This is a genomic window from Methanosarcina acetivorans C2A (assembly GCF_000007345.1).
Classification (GTDB): Archaea; Halobacteriota; Methanosarcinia; order Methanosarcinales; family Methanosarcinaceae; genus Methanosarcina; species Methanosarcina acetivorans.
The window spans coordinates 3,392,495-3,415,065 of the sequence record NC_003552.1; the positions used below are offsets into that span (position 1 = coordinate 3,392,495).

Consider the following 22,571-nt stretch of genomic DNA (forward strand, 5'->3'; position numbering starts at 1 on the left):
TCGGAGATTTTCTGGGAGTTGCGCTGTAATCGCAACAGTACGCAGTCCGTTTCGCTGCGCTCAAGCGGACTAGTTTGCAGGTAAAAATCAGGAGTTTCGCTAAAACGACTATTCGTGGGAAGAAATGAGCTACGCTCACGAGGGCTAACTAAAACAATGGTAAAGTAAAGAGACGCAGGAGAGAGGTCTTTTCCAAAATGCAAAACCCAACATGAAATTCTTCAAATAACAGGCACAAAGTAATGAAAACGCTTTTCAAATCAAGTAATTTCATGCCAAGAAGAGAAAAATAAGTAGAAAACCAGGAAGAGCCGTCAGGCAAGCTGACGGAGGCGTTCTATATTCAGGAGAAATGGCCTTGGGGCCAAAAAAAGGTATTTCTCTGCTAACAGGCCGGCTCCAACTCTGTACGACACAGGAAGAGAAAAATGAAAGATTCGAGTTCCGAAGACCCGGGAACAAAATAACCTTAAACTGCTGATTATTGTCGGCCTGAATTTTTTATTTCCCGAATAATCTCAATAAACTTCCTGGTTTCCCTTTTTACATCGTCGCTGCAAACTACTGCAGAAATTGCAACAAAGCTGTCAGCTCCGTTTTCAACCACAGGTATGCAGTTTTCCCTGTTTATTCCTCCAATAGCGACGACTGGAATTTTTATTGCGTTTTTTACTTCCTTTATGCTGGCAGGACCGATCCCCTTTCCTGCATCCTTTTTTGTTGAGGTATCGAAGATGGAGCCAAGGCCCACATAATCAGCCCCATTTCTCTCGGCTTCTAGTGCTTCTTCGACGTTGTGGACAGTGAGGCCGATAATCTTTTCCGGGCCCAAGAGTTTTTTTGCGATTTCAATAGGCATGTCGTCCTGGCCTATGTGGACTCCATCCGCATCAACTGCCAGAGCAACGTCAATCCGGTCATTTACAAGAAATATTGCTCTATCCCCGCAGATTCTCTTAATTTCGGATGCTTCGTCGATCATTTCTTTTGTGCTTTTGTTTTTCTCCCGGTACTGAACAATCTTGCAGCCTGCGTCAACTGCTTCTCTCACATCGGATAAAGTTCCTTTCTTTGAGAGTCCGGAGTCAGTTACAAGGTAAAAGTCGATCTGTTTTAAAAGGGAAATTTTCCGGGGAGGATTTTTCGGATTGGAATTTTTCTGGTTCATAATACTTCAGCCCATTCAGGGTACGTCTTTTAGAAATAATTGGGAGCCAACCGGTAAATTGGTAATATTGTAATAATCGGCTTTTCAGTGCCTGATATTTATGTCTTCATTTCTTCAAAGATAGGGGTCCGGTTGCCTGGACATGGAACTAAATAATAGGGAGATTTCATTCAGGATTTACTGGATGAGTCACTGGCAGGGAGGCGCTTGAAGGGCGCCTGAATAGTATCCAGGCCGATTCAACAAACCGGGGAAGTTCTTTTTTCAGATTCATTTTTCTTCGAAATTCTTCATACTCTTTACTTTCTCATCTGACAGGTTGAACACTTCGTCATAGAGGTGAACCTTGAAACTTCCGGGGCCGCTGGATTTTGCAGCTGCCAGTTCTCCTGAGGCTCCGAAATAGCATAAAGCGTCTTTGGCAGCATCACAGTAGTCCCGATTGACCGCAGCAAATAAACCGACTATAGAGGCAGCCATGCATCCGGTCCCCACAATTGATCCCATCAGTTCATGCCCGTTTTTCACGATAAAGGTCCTGTCTCCGTCACTTATTATGTCTTCTTTTCCTGTCATTACCACAACGCAGGATTCAGCTTTTGCGAATGCTTTTGCAACTTTTGCAGGGTCGGCATCAATCGAGGTTGCTTCAACTCCTTTTGTTTCAGCGTTTTCGCCTGCAAGTTTTGCAATTTCAGAGTAATTGCCTTTAATGATGTCAATGTGGACCGAAGCAAGGATTTTTGCAGCCATTTCGTCCCTGAATTTCGTAGCCCCAACGCCGACCGCATCAAGTACCACCGGGATATCCCTTTCGTTTGCAGCGGCAGCGGAAAGCAGCATGGAATCTATGATTTCGGATGTCAGGGTTCCGATATTGAGTACGAGAGCCGACGAGATCTTTGTCATGTCAGCACATTCTTCAGGGGCATGTGCCATTACAGGAAGAGCGCCGAAAGCTCTTGTCATATTTGCGCATTCGTAAATAGTTACCCAGTTGGTGATGTGATGAATCAGGGGTTTTGTTTCCCTTATTGTTTTTAGTGGCTCGTTCATCAGTATTCCTCAATAGACAGTTTAAATTGTACTTAAGTATAAAAATCAGAAAGCCCTGCATCTGGAGGCCTCTGGAGAATGGATAGGACTCCTGGTTAATCGTCAGGATTTGTAATTAAGCATCAGTGTAATAAGCATTGACCAGCATTGAGCAGCATGAGCAGCACTGAGACCTGTAGTTAAACATGCAGGACTCGTAATAGAGCATTAAGGACTCATAGTTAAAAGTGCTCCTGATTTTTGATTCTTTCCGTGTATAAAAACTCTACTCCATAGATTGCGGTGTTCCTTGCTTTTGTCATGCCGTAACCATACGGGGAACAGATTTCTAAAACACTGGCAGAAAGATAGAAAAAAGACATATGTTAAAAATGAATTAATGAGGGTGAACCTGCCCATCTGTCAGGAGCCAAAGGCATCACCACCAAGTTACTGTGACTGCTTCCTCCACAACTTCTGTCGCAGGATTTTTTTATTATATCTATCTGATATTTATATTGCCGCTGGAATCTTTTATTACACTTATTTTATATTTATTTATCCTTCTATCATACTTATTTTGCATTTATTGTAGCTAACTTCGAATCAGTACTGTTTTCATTGCTTACTGTCAGACAGGCTGTATAGTTTCCTGCTGATAAATAAGTATGAGCCGGGTTCTGTTCGTTTGAAATCTCGCCATCCCCGAAGCCCCAGAACCACGTATCCGGTGTCCCCGTACTGGTGTCAGAAAAAGAGACGTTTAAAGGCGCAGTTCCCGTGCTAACATTGCCGGTGAAATTTGCGACAAGATTATTCGATGTGTTTGAGAGATCATACAGATAAATATCTCTTGCTTCACAAAATTCCGGATTATTGCGACAATCTGCATATACGATTTTATCGCCGTAGACGGACGGATTGAATGCATGGGTACTGTTAGTTATGCGGGTTGTCCTGGCAGCAGGTATCTCATACATATAGATGTCTTTATTCCCCCCACTATAAGGATCACCTATCATATATACAATCCAGTTACCGTAGATTGAAGGCTGGTATGCACTTACGTTACTGGTAACCTGAGTTGTTTTGTTGGAAGCCATATCGTGCATATATACGTTGCCTGATTCTGCCCATACTACGACATTTCCGAAGATATCAAGTTCGGATTCTGGTATTGAGCTATTTGTAGTTGTTATTTTGCCTGTTTGTTGATTAGATATGTCATATAAGTAGATATCAGAAGCATTGCTGCTGTTCTCCGGCGACCAAACTACTTTGTTACCGTATATGGCAGGAAAGCTGTAAACCGCAGCGATTTTGGTTTCATTGTGAGTATTGAGGTCGTAAAGATAAATCCCATCATTCTGGTGATCCTGACCATAATAATAGTTATTAGTATAGACTATGTAGTTCCCGAAAATATCAGGGGCACGACGTTCGGATGCTATCAGGGTTTCATTTCCTGTAGAAATGTCGTACATATAAACAGTTTCACTATCTCCGGTCCATACTACCTTATCTCCGTATGCATTAATTTTACCTCCTGCCGAATTCCCGGTAATATCCGTTCGGTTTCCGGTAGTTAGATCGTAAGCATGTACATCATTCCCAGCACGCTCTGTCCAGAAAACATAGCTACCATAAATCGCCATGCGCTGTGTTAATCGCTCATCCTGTGTGAGCTGAGTTTCCGTTCCAGCCGATGCAACTGTCACCAGTGCAACAAAAATTAAAAGAACTAAAAATATTGTCCGAGCTTTATTTTTCATATCCAATCCCCACAAGTGTCACTAAAAGGGTCTAACAGATTTCTGATTTAGCTTTCAGCGGATATTATTTATTTAGCTATTATAAAATATATGCATAATCGACACAATTCCATAATTTAGTGATTTCTCATTTTTTTCCATCCTTTAAACTTCAATTTCTCTGCTAACTTCCTAAATAAACTGTAATATAACCCTTGAGAAACAATTTTTTTGGCGTTTCTGCCAAAGAATTCTTTTACTTCTGTAATTTTTCACTGAACCTATTGACTAAAATCGACACGCTCCGCTATGTCATTCTGAACTACTCTCTCAAAAATAGATATTACTAAAGCTTAAATGGAGAAAATAATCTGAACAATTCCATAAATGACTTTTGTGGTTTCTTAAGTAAATTTAATCTTCTCATCTGAGTAAGTTTAATCCGATTTTCAATTCCTTTGTCAGTTCTAAACTTCTTCTTGTTATCCGTTTTTAGACTTTTTGAATAATAGCTTTCGATAGGGTTATTTGTCGCTGGCGCTCCTGGAAGATAATGGAACAAAGTAAGATTTAACCAGTGTTTATTGATCATCCACAATCGTTTTTGAACCTTTTCATCATATGTTCTTATATTTTCCATTAATTTATCAAAGTTATATTTTGCTTTTTCAAGACTATTACGTGGAAGATTTTCCTTTTTTCTTCTGATTTCAAGCTTTAATTTATGTCTATACTGGCAAAATTCCTTTTTTGCTTTTTTAATCCATTCTTGATGCTTTTCTTTGTTATTAATTACGTTGAGTTCTTCAGATTGAAGTTTTTGCAGAAATTTAATCTCATTCTCTCTATTATAAAATATACTTAATAACCTGTACTTCAAAAGTTCCTGTTCTATCGTTGTGTTCTTTGGAAAATCATTAACAATAAGCTTATTTAAATGCATCAAACAATATTGATGGACTAACTTATCCCTAAAAATTTCCTTTAATATATCAGGGTATCTCTTATCAAAATCCGTAACGATAAACACTGGCTCTGATGCATCAAGATTTTTCTTTAGAAATTTCTTGATGGTTTCTGGACTCTTATCTTTGAAAAGTTCATCTGCTATCGTTCTTTGAGCTTTTGCATCCAGTAAAGTTAAACGGTATTTCTGACATCTTCCTTCTTTTGGATGTTGTTCGTCATAATGCACCATATGTATATTTTCTGAATATGGAATAGTTTCCTGTTCCATTTCTTTGTAGAATGCTCTAAAAATCGTGCTTCTTGATCTTGGATATATGAAATCCATTAGATCAGAAATTCCATCATATGAAACGTTATGGTATCTGAGTAACTGGAAAAAATCATTGAATGTATCAAAAAGTAAAGTCTTCATATCTTCCCAAAAACTATAATCTTCTTCGTGTGTACTACCACAGTTTGAGCATTTATACCGACCAATGTTGATTTCCCCAAGACCGTCTTTGGTATGGGGATTATAGCCATTATGAACCATTGGAGTATTACAAATTGAACAGACGGGAGGAATTTTTCTACGAAAAATTCCTCGTGTAGTATATTCATAATCGTTTCCAAAACAACCAAAAACGTCTAAGAGAGCATGGAGCTCAGAAAAGTTATTAAGTGTAAGATTTATAGTCACCATTGCTTCTGCCGTAACATCATTACATAATTATAGGATTATAATTTTGTGTAGTGATGTTACACTTACTTTTATCACTAGATTTTGGGACTGAGTCGCATAATCCTTAGATTGATAAATAATCTGTTATTGAAAGCTAAAACCGGGAAAATAATCAGTAGCAGAAGAGAAAGAGTTGAGAGTCAGCAGAGATAGTGATCCGCCGACCCCCGGTGCAAGAAGCAAAACCGGAGAACTGGGAACAGTAAACCGGAACCACTGGTAACAACAAACCGGAACTTCCGGTAAGTTAAAGCTATCCGGTACAGGTGTTCCGTCTGTGTTATCCGTTTATGTTGTCTGTGTTGTTTGTATTGTTTGTGTCCTCCGTCTTTAACTGGTAGAAGTGGTACTCGTATGGTTGCCAGGTATCTGTAATGGTTCCATCAGCAACGTTCACGGTTCTGTTCTCCCACAAGACATCATACGTCCCGTCTGGCACGCCGGTAATTGTTGCATTATTTGCCATGCCGTTTGCTTCGGTAAAATCGAGCATACTCGATGATGCAACCAATTTTCTGCCGTCCGTATCCGTGAACATATAAGCAGTAACCGCATCGATTCTCCCCCCCGGGTCCGAAGTTATACCTGTCCTGCCGCTGGTTACGTTTGTTTCCAGGAGTGTCCGGTTTCCTTCCATAATCCAGGGCCAGACCTGTTCGTATTTTGGCTTAAAGCTGGCCCATCCGGTATAGCTGGGAGTATCTTCTGCGTATTTGTAAGCATATGAGAAAACACCCTGCGCCCCGCCCAAAATTCCCATCACAATCTGACTTTCATGGCGGTCAGCCACTTTCTGCGTAGTGTTCAGGTCCGGGTCCAGAGCATTCACCTCAGCAGCCTGACCGAAAGCTTCCGTTGTTACATATACTGTTTTTCCCTTATTTTTCCAGTCAGGGGCATTGGCAATAAGATTTCCATATACCCAGGCATGCGGGCGTTCAGGATGAAATTTCGTGTAGGTGGTGAAGTAACTAACATCTAGGCCCGGAATAAATTCATCATCTTCAGGCCCGGTCTGCATATCCCCTAAATAATCTCCGGCAACCGCATTGGGGAAGTATTTCTTCATAGCTGTGTTCATTGTGATAAGTGTTGCAGGATTTCCTTCCTCATCAGGGAAATAAACCCCATAGAAATCATCATCAGTAACGCCCATATCCTTGACCGATTTCCAGAAACTCTCAGAAGTCATTTGCGGGCCGCTCGTCGCTACCAAATATTTCGGAATTCCCAGCTCTTTGCCTCTGTGAATGTTATCGACAAACTGTTGTGGCGTTATGGAAGTGCTCCATCCGAGGTGGACAAGCGTAGCGTTATCCGTCAAAAATTGAGTACCGGTCTCCCATCCCATCATCCCGTATGGCGGGGCTGTACCGCGCGGATACGGAAACTCATTATTTGCCGATGGGCCATTATCCGAAGCGTTTTCTTCACCAGATGTCTGTGCTGCAGATGAGCCTATAATTAAGGAACAAAGCAGGACTGTTGAAGCTAAAAGTGTTAAGGATAAATTATCCTTATTTTTCATCTATTTCTACCCCCCATTTCCCTATCTGATTGTGTATGTAAGTTATCCAGTGATTATTATAAAATTAGATGATATTTATAATTACAGGAAAACAGTTAATCGAATAGGGTTTTTTTAGAAAGGTAAATAGTGGCATGGTGTGAAATTTGGTCATTCCATAATATTCGGTTGATGTTACTTACAAAACTAATTAGCGTTCTCAGTGTTTTTTGCTTCTCGACTAAAGAAGTTCACGGAGCAAATTTACTTCGTGTATAAAAGTGCAAAAATTCATTCATAAAAAACTTAATTATGAGCCTATCTTGTCAAATATAATGTACCGTTCACGCTTGATTGACTGAGAAAAGGATTCAGGATTCTATTGTGTTGTGTCTTAATATCGTTCCCAAGTTACAAAATAATTTATTTTGTGTAATGATGTTACATTACTTTTATCACTAGATTTTGGAACTGACTCAAGGATTGGAGGTGAAAATAAATGGAACAGTTTTTAATGACCCCGGCAGCAGGAAAAAGATTAATAGCAAAAGCTCTGGTAAAGCATCCAGCAGTAAATGAATCTCTTGCATCCGGAACCATTGTTATAATTGCTGGAACTACAAATGGTTACGTGGCTGAAGAAATATTGTCTTCCATAGGTCAAGCAGAAAATTTTTCAAGAAAAAAATTCTTCAGGGGTGTTGTACTTCCTCCTGGCGTTCCCGTAACCAGTTCCGGGCGTATTAAAGATGAAACTGGTTTTCCAGGAGATGTCGTAATTAAGGATGGTATCTGGAAGCAGGGAAAAACTATTTTTAACGTTGTGGATGATTTGAAGGAAGGAGACGTGATTTTAAAGGGTTTTAATGCGTTGAACCTTCCAAAAGGACAGGCAGGCATTTACATCGGAGATCCCCACGGCGGAACTACTGTTGCATCTATTCAGGCAGTTGTAGGCCGACGTGTCAGACTGATACTTCCTGGTGGACTTGAAAAACGTGTTTATGCTGATTTAAATGATTTAGCACGGAAAGTAAATGCTCCAGGTTCGCATGGACCTCGTTTATTACCTTTAGCTGGTGAAATTGTCACTGAAATCGAAGCAATTTCACTTCTTACTGGTGCAAATGCAGAACAGATTGCAGGTGGTGGAGTAAGTGGAGCTGAGGGCGCTATCTGGCTTGCAGTAGATGGAAATGATGAACAGATTGAATCCACAAAGAAATTGTTAAATTCTATTATCAGAGAGCCTAATTTTGAGTTTTAAATGTTGTATCCTTAAATTATTTATCAGAACAAAATCTGTTTGAATGTTCAATACATGATACTTCAATACATTATACTGCAACAGACGACGCAAAAGGTAAAACATTGAATAAATTCCAATTCCACTCTGGCATTGAGGAATGATCATGTAAAATAAAACAAATTGGAAGTTGAAGTAAAATAGCGAGTCACTGTATGACATATAGCTGCAACAAAAGAAATTAAAAAAGCGAAATAATTTTGGGATAAAACAAATACTTTTAATAGGCAAAAAAAGAATATAGAGAGATTTAATTGCCTGATAAAGCTTAATGAATCTTTTTTTATAAATTGGACTATTTATAATGAATATTCTTTGATTTTAGCGCTTTTTGAGTCTTTATATTCAACGAGAATTAGTTTTATATACATAAAACCCAATTTGGTTCGTTTTATTTCAGGGATTATCCATATTATTAATTATAAATCTGAAAACTGAAATAAATCCAGATTTCACTAAAAATTTATAAACAGAACTGCCCAAATATACCTCAACAGAATTATTACCCAGTTAGTAATAAAGTTTCAACCCTGCTTACAAAGAATTTAAGGTTAAAAAAGGGAGTAGATATGAGAAAAGAGTCTTATGAGTTCCCGCTGGAGGATTTTATTCCAAGAGAAGACTTTAACAAAATCAAGAAATTCTCCCGGGATAAAGAAACACCATTTCTGGTCATCGATCTTCAGAAAATAGAAAGAAGTTATGAAGAACTTGTAGAGCACATGCCTTTTGCAAAAATTCACTATGCTGTAAAGGCCAATCCTATGGATAGGGTAGTGCTTGCTCTGAAGGACAAAGGTTCCAATTTTGATGTTGCGACGATTTACGAACTTGATCAGGTGCTGAGACTCGGGGTGGAGCCTGAAAGAATAAGCTACGGAAACACCATCAAAAAAGAAAAGGATATAGCTTATGCCTATGAGAAAGGAGTAAGGCTCTTTGTTACTGATTCAGAAAGTGATTTAAAAAAATTATCCAGGGAAGCTCCCGGCTCAAGGGTTTTTTTCAGGATCCTTACCGAAAGCGACGGTGCAGACTGGCCCCTTTCCAGAAAATTCGGGTCTCACCCTGACCTTATATACAAACTTATTCTGAAAGCTGAAAAACTAGGGCTTGAACCCTACGGGCTTTCTTTCCACGTAGGTTCCCAGCAAAGAGATATCGGACAGTGGGACAATGCAATCTCCAAGTGCAAATACCTTTTTGAAGCAGCAGCCGAAAAAGGAATTCAGCTGAAAATGATCAACCTCGGGGGAGGCTTCCCCGCAAAATATCAGGCTCAGGCAAACGACCTTGAGACCTATGCCAGGGAAATCCGCCGCTTTTTACACGACGACTTCGGAGAAGAACTTCCCGAGATTCTTATCGAACCGGGGAGATCTCTGGTTGCCGATGCCGGCATAATCGTAAGTGAAGTCGTTATGATCTCCAAGAAGGCCAGGTTCAACCAGTACAAGTGGGTTTATCTTGATATCGGAAAGTTCGGTGGCCTTATTGAAACCCTTGATGAGTGCATCAAATACCCGATTTTCTGTGACAAAAAAGGTTGTGCAGAAGAGGTGATCCTTGCAGGTCCAACCTGCGACAGCATGGACATCCTCTATGAACACCATAAATACTCCTTCCCCCATACTATGAGAGAAGGAAACCGCGCCTACATTTTCACAACAGGAGCCTACACCCAGAGTTACTGTTCTGTGAATTTTAACGGCTTTCCCCCTCTCAAAGCCTATCTAATCTGAAGGGCAGCTGCCCTTATTCTTTTTTAAGCAGCCTGATGTGCTCCTGATCAAGCAGAGGAAAATTGCAAGTCAGGAGCTCTTAATCCTGCGGGATAGACCGATGACTGCTACCCTAAACGGGAAATGATGGAGTACTTCGAAAATATATTTTGATATACCCTTAAAAAATATCCTTAAAAAATTCCCGCATCTTCTAAATAATCCTCTTATCCAAAAGGTTGCAAAAGGTTTATTAAGTAGGTTATAATATATTGCTGAGTGTTATAAAAGATCGTAGATTGAGAGTAATAGGGTTTCCTCTCAATCCAGGGTTGGATCGCAGGTAGGGACCTCGAGAATAGGGACTCGAACCCTACCTGCCTAAACTAAGGATTAATTAGAACTAAGATTTTTTTAGGCAATTGTAATTAAACTAAGATTTTTTTAGGCAATTGTAATTAAACTAAGATTTTTTTAGGCAATTGTAATTAAACTAGATTTTTTTAGGCAATTGTAATTAAACTAGATTTTTTTAGGCAATTGTAATTAAACTAGATTTTTTTAGGCAAAATACCCAGAAGAAATATACTTCCAAATTAACTTTCAGACTAACTTACTCTTTTTTATAATGTATTTATTTTTAATAAACCTTATGACCGTTCTTAAATTCCTAAATTTCTAAATTTATTATATCTTTAATTTAGCTGACAAAGGCAAGAGCAACATAAATAATCGTTTTGAAGTTTTTAAAAATCACTTCTTTGATGTCTGCAATATCTACTTTTATCCATTAGAATTGAATAATCAGCTGACTCTTACAGGCTGTGAGACTAACAAGATAAGTTTCTACATTCAAATATTGTAGTTATTGTTAGAATGGGAATGAATCAATTTGATAGAATAGGTATCGGTAAGATAGAATATCATATCTTGAGCATGAGACCTTTACCTTTATTTAATGGCATTGAAAATTTGTTTGCTACAATAATTTTCAATAGCCTCAAAAAAAAAGAGACTCATTGGTTTTTTTGAGCGGTTATGATATATATGTCCACATGATTATAAAATAGATGTAGATTGAGGGTTAAAGGGTTTCCTCTCAATCTAGGGTTGGATCGCAGGTAGGGACCCCGAGAATAGGGACTCGGCCCCCTACCAACTACTTCTAAGCTAATAGCCGTTTTTTAATTGTCTTTAAACTGCAACTTATTTTAACTGGGAATCGTTCAAGAAAATAGAATTACTTCCAAATTATTTTTTCTAGAATTTCCCTCTTTTTCATAATGTTGTTAGCATAAATAAGCCTTATGATTGTTCTTATTTAGCATGAAAGTATATGAGGAGATCTTCCTCACGTACTCTCTTTTTCTTCATTTCTCGCAATTACGTATATTTCACTCATTATTTTGATCCTTTCATCAACTGAGAACATCTCAGTCTCACCTATCTTTCTCTTTTGAATTTCTCCCTTTTTATATCCAGTTTCATCTTCATACATCTCCTCTTTTGTAATCAGATGCCAGATAATTGTTGCAATTTTTCTTGCTAGGGCAATAATCGCCTTTGAATGTCCAATCGACTTCTTTTTTCTGTTGAAAAACTCTTTTAACCTGCTATTTTTCGTTCTTGCTGCTGCCTGGGCAATCTGTGTTAGGATCCACCTTGCTTCCTTAGATCCTCTCTTAGTGATTCTACCGTTATGGTATTTATCCGCTGATTGGTACACCTTCGGAACTAGGCCAAGCCATGAAGCAAGCTTATCTCCTGAAGAAAAATCTTTGAAATCGCCTATTTCAGCAATAAGAGTTGCTGCTCCAAGTTCTCCTATTCCTGGAACAGACATTAAAATTTCCATTTCTTGCTTATGATTTTTATAAGCATAATTGAAAATTTCTTTTTCCAAAATTTTGATTTCATTGTCAAGATGCTTTATGATATCCAGACAGATTTGAAGCCTGAATGCAGTATCTTGAGAGATTTCTCTGTCCAGAATTTCCCTTATCTGATTACTTTTCTTACGAACATTTGGAGAAAGGTTTGCAATAATCTGGTCAACGCTTTTACCTGAACAAATTCCTGATAGAATTGCTCTACCACTCTTACCAAAACTATCTGTTAGCACATTCTTCAGACTAAACATCTCAGGTGCGAGTATGGCGTGAGCTTCATTTTTTATATCTGTTCTTTTTTGTACAAGGTTATGGCGAAGCCGAATACATGAACGAAATGTTCTATGGTTTTTTGGGAAAACTCTTGATGGTTGAACCATATTATTCAATGCAAGTTGTGCGATGAATTCGGAATCGATCTTATCTGTTTTTTTGTGTGTAAACGCCTTCATATCTCGGGCATTTCCAACTATAACAGGTAGATGTTTTATCAACGCATCATAAATCGGAACCCAAAAGTCACTCGTTGATTCACAGGCAACAACGTCACAGTTCTCTGAGATAACCCAGTTTTTAAAAGCTAATATTTCGTCAGGGGTTCTATAGAAATGTTGTTGCTGTTTTTCACCAGATCTACTGAGGATTGTAGCAATGAAAAAGAGTTTGTGAATGTCTAAACCACAAGCTTTGTTTATAACCTCAACCAATTTAGATCACCAAATTAGATCACCAAATTAATTTGGGCAGTAGAATTGCCTCAAAGGCCAATTTAGCATCCGTGATCAAAGTCACATTTGAGCCTTCGATGGCAATTCACTGGTTAGTTTTATCACGGCTTCGAAGAACCAAAATAAGTACAACCTTACTGCCAAAGAGAATGATGAGGTTGATCGATAAAAAGGGAAGGAAAAAAACTACTTTCATTTCTTTGTGCATGTTATTCGAAGAATTTCATATGCGTTTTATCCGACATCCATATAAAAATTAATTATCAGGGCTTGCCGAAGCCCGTATAAACCGTACGACAGGGCTATTTGGTAGCTGTGCCTTTAAAGAAGGTGTAACAAAACGTACCTTCCTGTCCAGCTGCCCGGTAAAGGTCATTAATACCTTTAGTCCACGTTTTTTCGTCGATCATCTTTAGTTCCAGTGCCTGTTCCCTGACACCTTCGACCATTGCATTGAAAGTGTTTTTCGTGAATCCTTCCACCAGGTCGGGCTTGCTCGAGTCGACGTACACCATTCTTGGGGATATACTCACGCTTTTAAAACCGGCTCGATTCAATAGCGGATAGAGTTCCCGACCTATGAGGGAATTACCCCCCAAAAGTTCCTGGATGTTGATCAGGCACTTTATTGTTTGCATGGCTTCATCGCTCCTGGGGTAAAAATAGCTTGAGCCGTGATCTCCCTCTATGACAGTTATCGTGCCCTCTTTTTTGAGTACTTTTTTCACCGACAATAAAGCATCCAGAGGGTTTTTAAGGTGTTCGAGTACAAAACATATGAAAACATGGTCAAAAGTCTCTTCTTCAAAGGGCAAATCGAAGATATCCGCCACCTGAAAGCTGACATTCGTCACTCCTTCTTTTTCAGTCAGCAATCTGGCTTTTTCGACCGATTCTCCGGAAATATCGATGGATGTGATGCTGGCTTTGGGGCTATTCCTTGCCAGTATGACCGTCTGTGCGCCCACACCACAGCCGGCTTCAAGCACTCTGCTTCCAGAAGGATATATAGTATCATGATGCAGGAGCATAGTCAAAGTACTCGCCTGATCACAGAGCCGAGAATTTTCCCTATCCGAATATCCGTGTACGTAATCCATTTTATCCACCAATTGCCATTAGATCATTGCTTTGCTGGTGCTAAATATGTTCCTTAATGTACCTGTGCGTACAAAAATTTAGTGGAAATACAGCTGTAACAACCCACATTCCGCAGTATTTTTTCAAAAATCAATATTTCCCCTGATAGCGTTTTTGAAACAAATCAAATTAATTTGGACTTTTAATGGAACTTGGTGAAAATTGAATGATATCGTTTTTTTGTCTCTATGATACACCATATAGCTGCTTTACCTCCTGCATAAAAGTCCAATAAATCCACTTTTTATTGAAAATCGATAGCAGGAAAAAATGTGAATATGCGAAAATTTACTGCGGAAAGTGGGGTAACAAGTCAATGTTCGAGGGATGAAACAGGAAGCCCTTTAAAGCGAGTAGTTCATATGATGATTGTGAGAAAGAGCCAGGGAAGAGGACTTAAGAAAACTGAAAAAATCAGTTGAGAGCTGGCACAAAAAATGAAAGTATCACCTGAATAAATGAATTAATCTGGTGAAATTAATTTTGAAATCGATACGTTAGTTCATGGCATCGGTCTGCCAATATAGGTTCACATAGTTGTTGACAAACTTAGAAGTATCAAAACTCTTTATCTCGGAATTCTCCGCGAATTCCTTCATTGACAATATGGCCTTGTCTAGTTCATTTTCTATCATTTCTGATACGGGTGATAGTTTCTCTTTCAGATTTTCTGCGCTTGCCCTCTCGAAATCGCTGAACTTGATAAGCTTCTTTTCAAGAGCTAATGAAATTACTGGACAGCTATAATCTCTCTCGGTTATTTCTCTTGTCCATGTATTAATCGTATTACTCAGCATTGCTACGATATCCGCCTGTTTGAAAAGGACTATCGCTTTTCCAAGCTCAGAGGTGTCAAAATTTTTGGAAGACATCAGGTCGAGCAGGGAATGGGTCTCGATCATTGTGGAGGCAGCCCTGCTACGTACAACATGAGAGAATGGGTATACAATTTTATTCTTGTTCAAAAGATAGGAAAACTCCATTGATTCAGCAACGTTACGCATTGCTAGGAGAAATTCACCTCTAAAGTCACAGTATCTCGGAAGCGACGCTATTTGATTTTTAATTAAGTCTGAATAAATCTCAACAGTAGTTTTTATATACATGTTATTAGTTAAATGGGCATCTAATAATATATAATCTCCAGATTCAATTTTATCCGTATTGTACAGCATGCTTAGAATCTCATAGCTGAATTTATCTCCACCGTTTTTTTCTCTTAGAAGCGCATAATCGCATGAATCGTCAACAGCTACACCGATCATGGCCAGACATGTCTTGAGGTCGGTTAGTCTGGAAACTAGAGATGGATCCACACAAGAAAGGTACAGACATCTATAACTGTTATATAACCAGTCGAAGAGAGCTGGCTTTCTGAGAGGGCTTGCAACATTTCTGAAGTTTAAAAAGTATTTTTCCCACAAAGTTTTATATTCGTTTATTATCACAGTTATCACCTACTTTGACCGGGATCGTGTTCTGAGTTATTGATCAACCTGGCAAAGCGGGTATATCTGCTCAGTTTGCGCAAATTTTTAAAAGCTATCCCTCTGCTTCCTGCTTTCAATTACTGATCCCCGCGACCCCGATAGTGATTACATTTTAAATATTATTCATTGTGCACACAGATTAAACGATCATAAATCTCGGTAGAGATTTGATTCTCGATGCCTGATTTCAGTGAAATGATCTTAGATTTTCCTTAGTTCTATGAATCTTTGAACAGTATATTATATTTCGTCCCCGGCCCATTTCCAATTTCGATACTACCACCGATTTGATCCACAAGAGTGTTTACAAGTTGTAAGCCTAGCGAACTGATATTTTTAAAGTCAAAGGATCCCGGAAAACCAATTCCGTTATCTCCAACAGTCAACCTAAAATAACTGCTGGGTCCGACGTTATTTTGCATACTAAAGTCAGCAGTAGTATTGCTTGATTTTTTATCGTCAAGAGCTTGAAGTTCAATGTGAATTTCCCCGTTTCTTCCATCTGGAAATGCATATTTTAAGGAGTTTGAAACCAGTTCATTGACAATGATACCCAAAGGGATTGCGTTGTCCATTTCAAAAAAGAAATCCTCCACATCCAAGTAAAGTTTGATATCGGAATTTCCTACTTTGTATGACTTGAAGAGATCATCTGTTAATTTTTTAAGATAAGATGCGAAGTTAATTGTTTCCATGTCTCTGGAGTTATACAATTCCTCGTGAATGACAGACATCGATATGATTCTATTGTGGCTTTCTCGAAATGCTTCAGCAATTTTTTTGTGATCGGGAGTCCCGGAAAGCAGGCTGTCGCATTCTAAGTCCAGGAGGCTGGAGATTACCTGCAGGTTGTTTTTTATTCTGTGGTGGATTTCTTTTTTGCGGAGTTTTTCAGCTCTGTCAAGCGATTCCGTTGCAATTTTTCTTTCGGTAATATCCTGGATAAAGCCCTGATAAAGTCTACTTGTCTGATCTATACTGTGTATAACTTGAATAGATTCAAAAACCCATACTCTATTCCCGTTCCGGTTTCGCATTCTGTATTCTTGCTCAACTAGATAGTTTGATGCAGTACTCAATTTTCTTCGATTTTCAAAAAAATTGCTCCGATCTTCAGGATCCACAAGTTGAGCCAACTGGATTTTTCCGGAAAAAAAATCTTTATCTTCGTAGCCAGTAATTTCCTTTACGGCCCCGTGCAGCAGCACAAAATCAAAGTTGTCATCCAGCTGGAATCCAATCCCTCTGAAATTCTGCAAATATCTGAGGAGATTTTCTTCGCTTATCTTGAGTTTTTCCTGGTTATGCTCTCTTTCTGTGATATTTTTAAGCAAACCGATGGCTCTATATACATGATTATTTTCATTTTTTAGGAAAACACAGCTGCATTCCACATAAATATAAGTTCTATTCTTTCTTTCGAGTCTGAATTTCTGCTCAAACTTCTCTCCAGTCTTCAGAGAATTCATAAGAGTGTTCCAGAACATTTCTTGTTCTTCGGGATGAATTAAACTCTTACTGGCTTCCAGATCGACTTTACCAAATTTCTCTGGCGTATAACCAGTAAATTCCTCAATAGCTCCATACCATTCAATTTTGCCAGTCTTTGGATCACCATCGAAAATTAGTTGTCCTGTTTGCTCAGCTATAGAGAAAAACCTTTCCGCAATTTTCTCTAAATTTTCTTTATGATAATCCTTTTCCATGATTATTTCTCTGTTCAATTCTAACTTTTTTCCATACCTATTTTCAAATGAACTCAACTATTTGTGGACATAAGATACTACTGGTTATAATATGTACATTATTTGATTTATTGGTATTGTTAATTAAATATAGATAACTCTTTATTTCTGTTTTTCATCAATAGAAGAACAGAGTACTTTAGCATTTCAAGACTCTTCGTATAACACTTTGTCTTTCGTCTCAACCTTGCCAGAAAGTGCCTTAGTATGCCGTTATATCCTTCAACTGTATACGTTTCTGCTTTGGATTGAGTATGAATGGTTTCAGGAATAAACTCTGCATATGCCCTCCAGTGATCAGTCATCACTTCTCCAATCTCTTTCTTCTTTAATTTTTCCCAGAGTAGTTGTCCAGTTTTCGTTCCTCTGCTACCAAAAGAGCAGTTGATGAATTTTTTCCCAACTCTATCAACAGCAATCCAGATCCAGCAATATTTTTTTTGTTGCCGATGTAAGTGTGCATCTCATCCAGTTCAACAATAGATATCTCATTTTCGCTTTTTAGCTCCTCTATCTCCTGACCAAATTTCTTTATCCATTTTTGGACAGAAACATGACTTACCCCTAAAAATCGTCCTATTGAACGAAATCCTAATCCCTCAAGATAAAGTTGCAAAGCCTGTCTCTTAACTAAAGGAGAACTAGCAGTTGATTTTAGCTCGACTGAATAGTTATATCCACAATCGTGGCATTTGTAGCGTTGACGTCCACAAACTATACCGTTTTTTGTGTGATTGGAACTTTTGCATCTTGGGCAGTTCATGCAGAAATATAGGTTTTCATAATATATAACTATAATTAAATACCAATACCGATCCTTATTTAGTTGATCTTGCTCTCGAGTATATAATATACAATCTGTCAATACGATACCATACAACATCATATGAAAATCTAGCATAAGAGAAAGGATAATTCACCCAAAAAACCACTTTCTTGAGACGCGATAGATCTCTATAACCTTCTATCCGCATGGATTCGCTTAAAAATCCTTCCCAAATAAAAGATTTTTTCATATGTTCCCATCGCCTGAATATATGGGCTATTATGAGAAAAAAGGTACAAACGATTGCGAATTGTTTTTTTGTCATTTTTCACCCCCAACGACTCAATAAAGTTAATAATAACAGGTTAACAGGAAAATGCATTAAAGCAATACATTTCTTACAGATCCTATCTTAACTGAATACAAATGAATATCTCTTCAAAATTATACTTTCTTTCTTCCCATTTTCTTTCGCACATACCGTAAAACCCCATAAGAACAACCCAACAGAAGCATAATCTTAAAGGGTTTCTCACCTGCTTTGAGGAGTTCTTCGATTTTTTCATGATCGTATTTTGGTTTCTGACCTTTCCTTTTTGGAGGAAATTGGTGACTCATTAAGATTTCACCTCTTCATACAATTTACTGTACTTTCAAGTCTATGAGGGCTGGTCATTTTATAGGTTCAACTGTAGCTGAAAAAATTCCTTAGCTTCCATAGACTTGATAGAACCTCAAGAAAGTTGAAAAAATCACTCAGCAGTCCCATATACCCTTCTCCACAATATAAGCATATTATGTCAAAAATATAAAAGCCTTTCATATTAATTATTAATTTAAACTATTAATATTTCGTCTCTCCAATGTTTCCAAAAGCTTGTGTGCCGAAAATTTTGTTCATTCTAATGGTCTCTGTACCTTAGAGTCTTTTTAATTTTTTCTGGTTTTTCTTCAATTTCAAGACAACCACAAAATTTCATCCCAATTTGAGCAAATCAATTCACTCATTTAAAAATGTTGATTCATTTACACAAGCATTCACCAAAATTTTCCAAATTGTGGAACTATTTTTGTGGGAATTTCCGACAGCTACAGCTATAAGCCATCAAGTTTAAGAACTAATTATTCTCCAATTCTAGCATTATCCATATTGGAATCTTGCTCTCATTAAAGGTGAGAAACCTTTCCATTTTCCAGTGCTGAAACACCGTTTGTTGAAAAAAGTAAATAGATTGTAACAAAAATTAGTTAGTCCATTATCGGTTTTGAATGACCTTGCTTTGTCTACGATATCACATATCAAAGAAAATATTTGTTCCATTGTATTATCTGTCTCAGGTGTAAAACCTTTTTTCAAGAAGCTCACATTCTTGCTGAAAATCTCTTCGGCATAAGAAATCGCTTTATGAGACGCTTCAGAAAGTTCAAGATCAGAGTTAAATTCTCGTATCTTCTGAATATGCGCAACAGCACTGATAACCGTATCAGAAAGTATCAATTGAGATATCTCATTGTAGGTAATCTTATCGTTATCTGGAATCTCTTCAATAGAACTGAATTCCTCATAATACCTCTTACTAACGTTTTTTAATTGATGAAACACACAAAAAGAATGAGTCACTTCAGGAAAGACCATTTTTACGGCTCCAATGATCGCTTTATCCTCATCAGAAACAATCTTTTTGATTTTATCTTCAGGAAATCGGTTCTTTATTCGTATAAAAAGAGGCATCAGAGCCTCAATTGTTGGTAACCTCTCAGTTACTTCAAAATCTAAAATGACCTTCTCTTTGGTAGCAACAACGTAAACAGATTTATATCGCATTTTTTTCCATTCTTTCTTTGTGAGTTTCGTTCCAATAAATTCTTCAAGCTTTTTTTTCCATCCATTCTTGATCCAATTCCCATCAACATACAATGTTTCTTCAAAGCTAACTCCTTGGTTCAAAAGTTCTTGCTTTGAAAGTTTTGCTAGTTTCTGTTCATATAACCACAATGAAGTGGGACAAGGAGCTCTTCCACAGACATTTATTACTCCTTCTGTATATGTTTCCCCAATTCGCCGAGAATTGTGCAGACTGCATCGTCCATCGTATCTGACATTTATTTGTGTATCATAATATTCAGAACTGTAATTTGCAGAACCCTGAACACCAATAACCCGATCATGATAATGTTTCTTACAAGTGGGACAAAGCCAGTATGTAACATTGAGAGATATAGTGCCGTAACGTGATATAATAAAACGAGTGTGATGAGAGTTAACATGTAATTTACTTCCACAACTATCACACTGAGTAGGGGAGAATATAGAGAACATAGGATAGTATCGATTTTCAACCAAAACTTTTGGCAAAGGAATTATTATTTTGCCGTCAACTATCGTTTTTATCATTGATTTATCTATTGCAATGTTTCCTTTTCCCATAAATAGAAAAAATATATCAATATAATTAAAATTTTATTGTTTTGCACGATATAGAGGGAAAACGAAAAACCAGAAAATAATAAAAAGTCTCGTACCTTATTCTAATGGTCTCTGTCTTATCCCTACTGCAAAAAACGGTTCTGTTGCAATAATCATAAATATAAAAGTAAAAATTAGTTGCGGTGCAATGAATATACAAAAGCGGAATATTCCTGAGAAAATAGCTAGATTTAAACAGATATTCCGAATAACTTGTTTAATAAAATTGACTTCAGTAAGAACACATTAGCAACAGTGAAAGCACTAACCCGTGTAAGAACTAACATTTTTATTATTAATTGATGTATCTAAAAAAACCTCCTGCTTACATAGTTATTTACATTATCCACTCCCTTTTTCAATTGCTCTTGATGTCGTTTATTTAGAATCTTTTGTCTTATGTCACAAGAATCAATTTTCTCAATTTCATAATCAGGCTTAACAAAATCCAGTTTTTCCTTTTTGCTTGTAAGATTATGGGCTAATTCTCTCACCTTCAGAAATATAACATAGCCTCAGGTACTTTCTTTTCCTTGGAAACTGCCTTTTTTATTGAGCCTATCCCAAAACCCATTTTTAATCTCAATTCTAAGAATTATTAAGGATTGCTTTCATGATCAGAAGCTCTATTTGTCACTTAAATACGGAGATCTAAAGAAGTAAATTTTGAGTTTTGGATCGGCTCATTCAGTATATTTGAAAACTCATAAACATTTCCCTGGCTCCTGTACTTGTCAAACAGTAATAAATAATATATGGTGGCATCATAAAATAATAGGATCGATTGCTTTTTGCTAAGTAAACCCATTTTATAACATCAAATACAAAATAATCTTACAATCTTGGGTTAAGACCTTTTTATAGTTAGGCAAGTGAAATTACAGAATCTTTATTAGTTAGCCACTTCTCCTACTAGTGTCGAGTCAATCCTCAATTGTCGGATAAAGACGTGACAATTTTATCCTTGCATCATCTGTTGTGAATTGCCAATTAACCTTTGAATTTTTGTTGTTTCTGTAATTTTGCCATGTGCATACTTCTTTCCTAACAAGTTCGATGTTATCCATTCTTCTTTTTAAACATTGACCTGTAAGTACGTTCAGTTCAATCTCTGCCATGTTCAACCAGCTTCCATGTTTTGGTGTGTACACGAACTCAAATTTGTCCCACAGCGCCTTTGCTTTGGGTGGTGGAAATGTTTCGTAGAGAGATCCAGGTATATGCGTGTTTAGATTGTCCATAACTAACGTAATTTTATCTGCATTTTCATGTTGACCTTCTATTTCTTCCAGGAAATAAGCCCATTCTCGCTTTGTTTTTCTTTCAGTAATCTTTACCATTCTTTTCCCTGTCAATGGTTCACAAGCAAGGAATACATTGCACACCCCATTTCGCTCATATTCATAATCGTACCTGGATGGCTTTCCTGGTGAGCAGGGAATAGGAATCCTGGTTTCTGCAATCAGTTGTTTTGGGGATTCGTCCATACATACAACAGGATTTCGTGGATCAAACGGACGTTTATAAACATCCAGAACCATTTCCATATTCGCAACAAAGCTACTGTTTTGTTCTGGAGGAATTACCCATTGTTTCTTTTGCCAGGGTTTAATTTCGTTTTTTTAAAGTACGCCGTACTGTTTCGTGAGAAATATCCTCGAAATAGCCAAGTTCTACAGCCTTATCGGCTAATAATCTCAAAGACCATCTTGCAAAACCTTCAGGGGGTTGACTGCAACTAAGGGCGACTAAATGGGCTTCAGCGTCACCATCAACTTTTTTAGTATAAATGCGATCGCTTTCTTTCCCGTTGAGGGCAACTTCAAGTCCTTCTTCAACAAATCGCTTCTTAACACGGTCAATTTTTTTCATACTAATATTCAGGACACGTGAGATTTCTTCATTGGTTGAATGGGTAACATTCAATTCACTTTTATCGCAATTAAGCAAGATCAGAGCATTGAGAATTTGTTGAGAGTTATGTTTTCCCTTTGAAGCAAGTTCACAAAGAGATCTACGTTCATCTTCGGTAAGTGTCACAGTATATCTAATCATAAATGATACTTATGAAGATCATTCTATGTATCTCTTAAGACCTTTCATCGTTGACGCGACACTAGTAGATAATTTGAACTTTACTTTGTATTTCTTCCTACAGTTCGAAATTG

At 37.7% G+C, this 22,571-nt stretch carries 14 protein-coding genes; 2 read left to right on the forward strand and 12 right to left on the reverse strand.

The genetic code is table 11. The features are described from left to right. Positions 1-481: 481 nt before the first annotated feature. The 5 genes from thiE to MA_RS14265 form a co-directional block, all read right to left on the reverse strand. On the reverse strand, positions 482-1,168 hold the full coding sequence (gene thiE / locus MA_RS14245; protein ID WP_011022682.1) for a thiamine phosphate synthase: 687 nt from the start codon (positions 1,166-1,168) through the stop codon (positions 482-484). Between the two features lie 270 nt (positions 1,169-1,438). Further along, a complete protein-coding gene (gene thiM / locus MA_RS14250; protein WP_011022683.1) occupies positions 1,439-2,224 on the reverse strand; it encodes a hydroxyethylthiazole kinase in 786 nt (261 codons plus the stop codon). A 554-nt stretch (positions 2,225-2,778) separates the two neighbouring features. Continuing rightward, a complete protein-coding gene (locus MA_RS14255; protein WP_048065501.1) occupies positions 2,779-3,975 on the reverse strand; it encodes a PKD domain-containing protein in 1,197 nt (398 codons plus the stop codon). 325 nt (positions 3,976-4,300) lie between these two features. Further along, positions 4,301-5,605, reverse strand: coding sequence for an ISNCY-like element ISMac19 family transposase (locus tag MA_RS14260; protein ID WP_011020207.1), 1,305 nt, complete (start codon positions 5,603-5,605; stop codon positions 4,301-4,303). Positions 5,606-5,924: 319 nt separating this feature from the next. After that, entirely contained in the window at positions 5,925-7,172 is a 1,248-nt protein-coding gene (locus tag MA_RS14265; protein WP_011022685.1) for a hypothetical protein, read from the reverse strand. A gap of 478 nt (positions 7,173-7,650) precedes the next feature. Between MA_RS14265 and MA_RS14270 the strand changes: the two genes are divergently transcribed. After that, positions 7,651-8,418, forward strand: a complete 768-nt coding sequence (locus tag MA_RS14270) for a hypothetical protein (RefSeq protein WP_011022686.1) — start codon at positions 7,651-7,653, stop codon at positions 8,416-8,418. A 608-nt stretch (positions 8,419-9,026) separates the two neighbouring features. After that, positions 9,027-10,199 (forward strand): type III PLP-dependent enzyme, encoded by a 1,173-nt coding sequence (locus MA_RS14275; protein WP_011022687.1) that lies wholly within the window; start codon positions 9,027-9,029, stop codon positions 10,197-10,199. Positions 10,200-11,529: 1,330 nt separating this feature from the next. Here MA_RS14275 and MA_RS14280 read toward each other — a convergent pair. From MA_RS14280 to MA_RS25645, 7 genes are all read right to left on the reverse strand, one after another. Continuing rightward, a complete protein-coding gene (locus MA_RS14280; RefSeq protein ID WP_011022688.1) occupies positions 11,530-12,774 on the reverse strand; it encodes an IS110-like element ISMac14 family transposase in 1,245 nt (414 codons plus the stop codon). A gap of 323 nt (positions 12,775-13,097) precedes the next feature. Further along, positions 13,098-13,895 carry a class I SAM-dependent methyltransferase gene (locus MA_RS14285; RefSeq protein ID WP_048065502.1) on the reverse strand — a complete coding sequence of 266 codons (798 nt, stop codon included), beginning with the start codon at positions 13,893-13,895 and terminating at the stop codon, positions 13,098-13,100. 537 nt (positions 13,896-14,432) lie between these two features. Next, positions 14,433-15,383 carry a hypothetical protein gene (locus MA_RS14290; RefSeq protein ID WP_048065503.1) on the reverse strand — a complete coding sequence of 317 codons (951 nt, stop codon included), beginning with the start codon at positions 15,381-15,383 and terminating at the stop codon, positions 14,433-14,435. A 260-nt stretch (positions 15,384-15,643) separates the two neighbouring features. After that, positions 15,644-17,131 carry a sensor histidine kinase gene (locus MA_RS14295; protein WP_048065504.1) on the reverse strand — a complete coding sequence of 496 codons (1,488 nt, stop codon included), beginning with the start codon at positions 17,129-17,131 and terminating at the stop codon, positions 15,644-15,646. Between the two features lie 119 nt (positions 17,132-17,250). Beyond that, positions 17,251-17,933 (reverse strand): IS1-like element ISMac16 family transposase gene (locus MA_RS25640; protein ID WP_085984849.1). Its coding sequence is split into 2 segments (ribosomal slippage): positions 17,251-17,610 and positions 17,613-17,933, totalling 681 coding nucleotides; the frame shifts between segments, so codons are not numbered across the junction. A gap of 1,144 nt (positions 17,934-19,077) precedes the next feature. Continuing rightward, positions 19,078-20,364, reverse strand: a complete 1,287-nt coding sequence (locus tag MA_RS14310) for a transposase (protein ID WP_011022694.1) — start codon at positions 20,362-20,364, stop codon at positions 19,078-19,080. Positions 20,365-21,326: 962 nt separating this feature from the next. Then, positions 21,327-22,458, reverse strand: a protein-coding gene (locus MA_RS25645; protein ID WP_226990606.1) for an IS630-like element ISMac18 family transposase whose coding sequence is annotated in 2 segments (ribosomal slippage) — positions 21,327-22,026 and positions 22,025-22,458 — 1,134 coding nt in all. Because the reading frame shifts where the segments join, the coding sequence is not laid out codon by codon here. Positions 22,459-22,571: the final 113 nt, after the last annotated feature.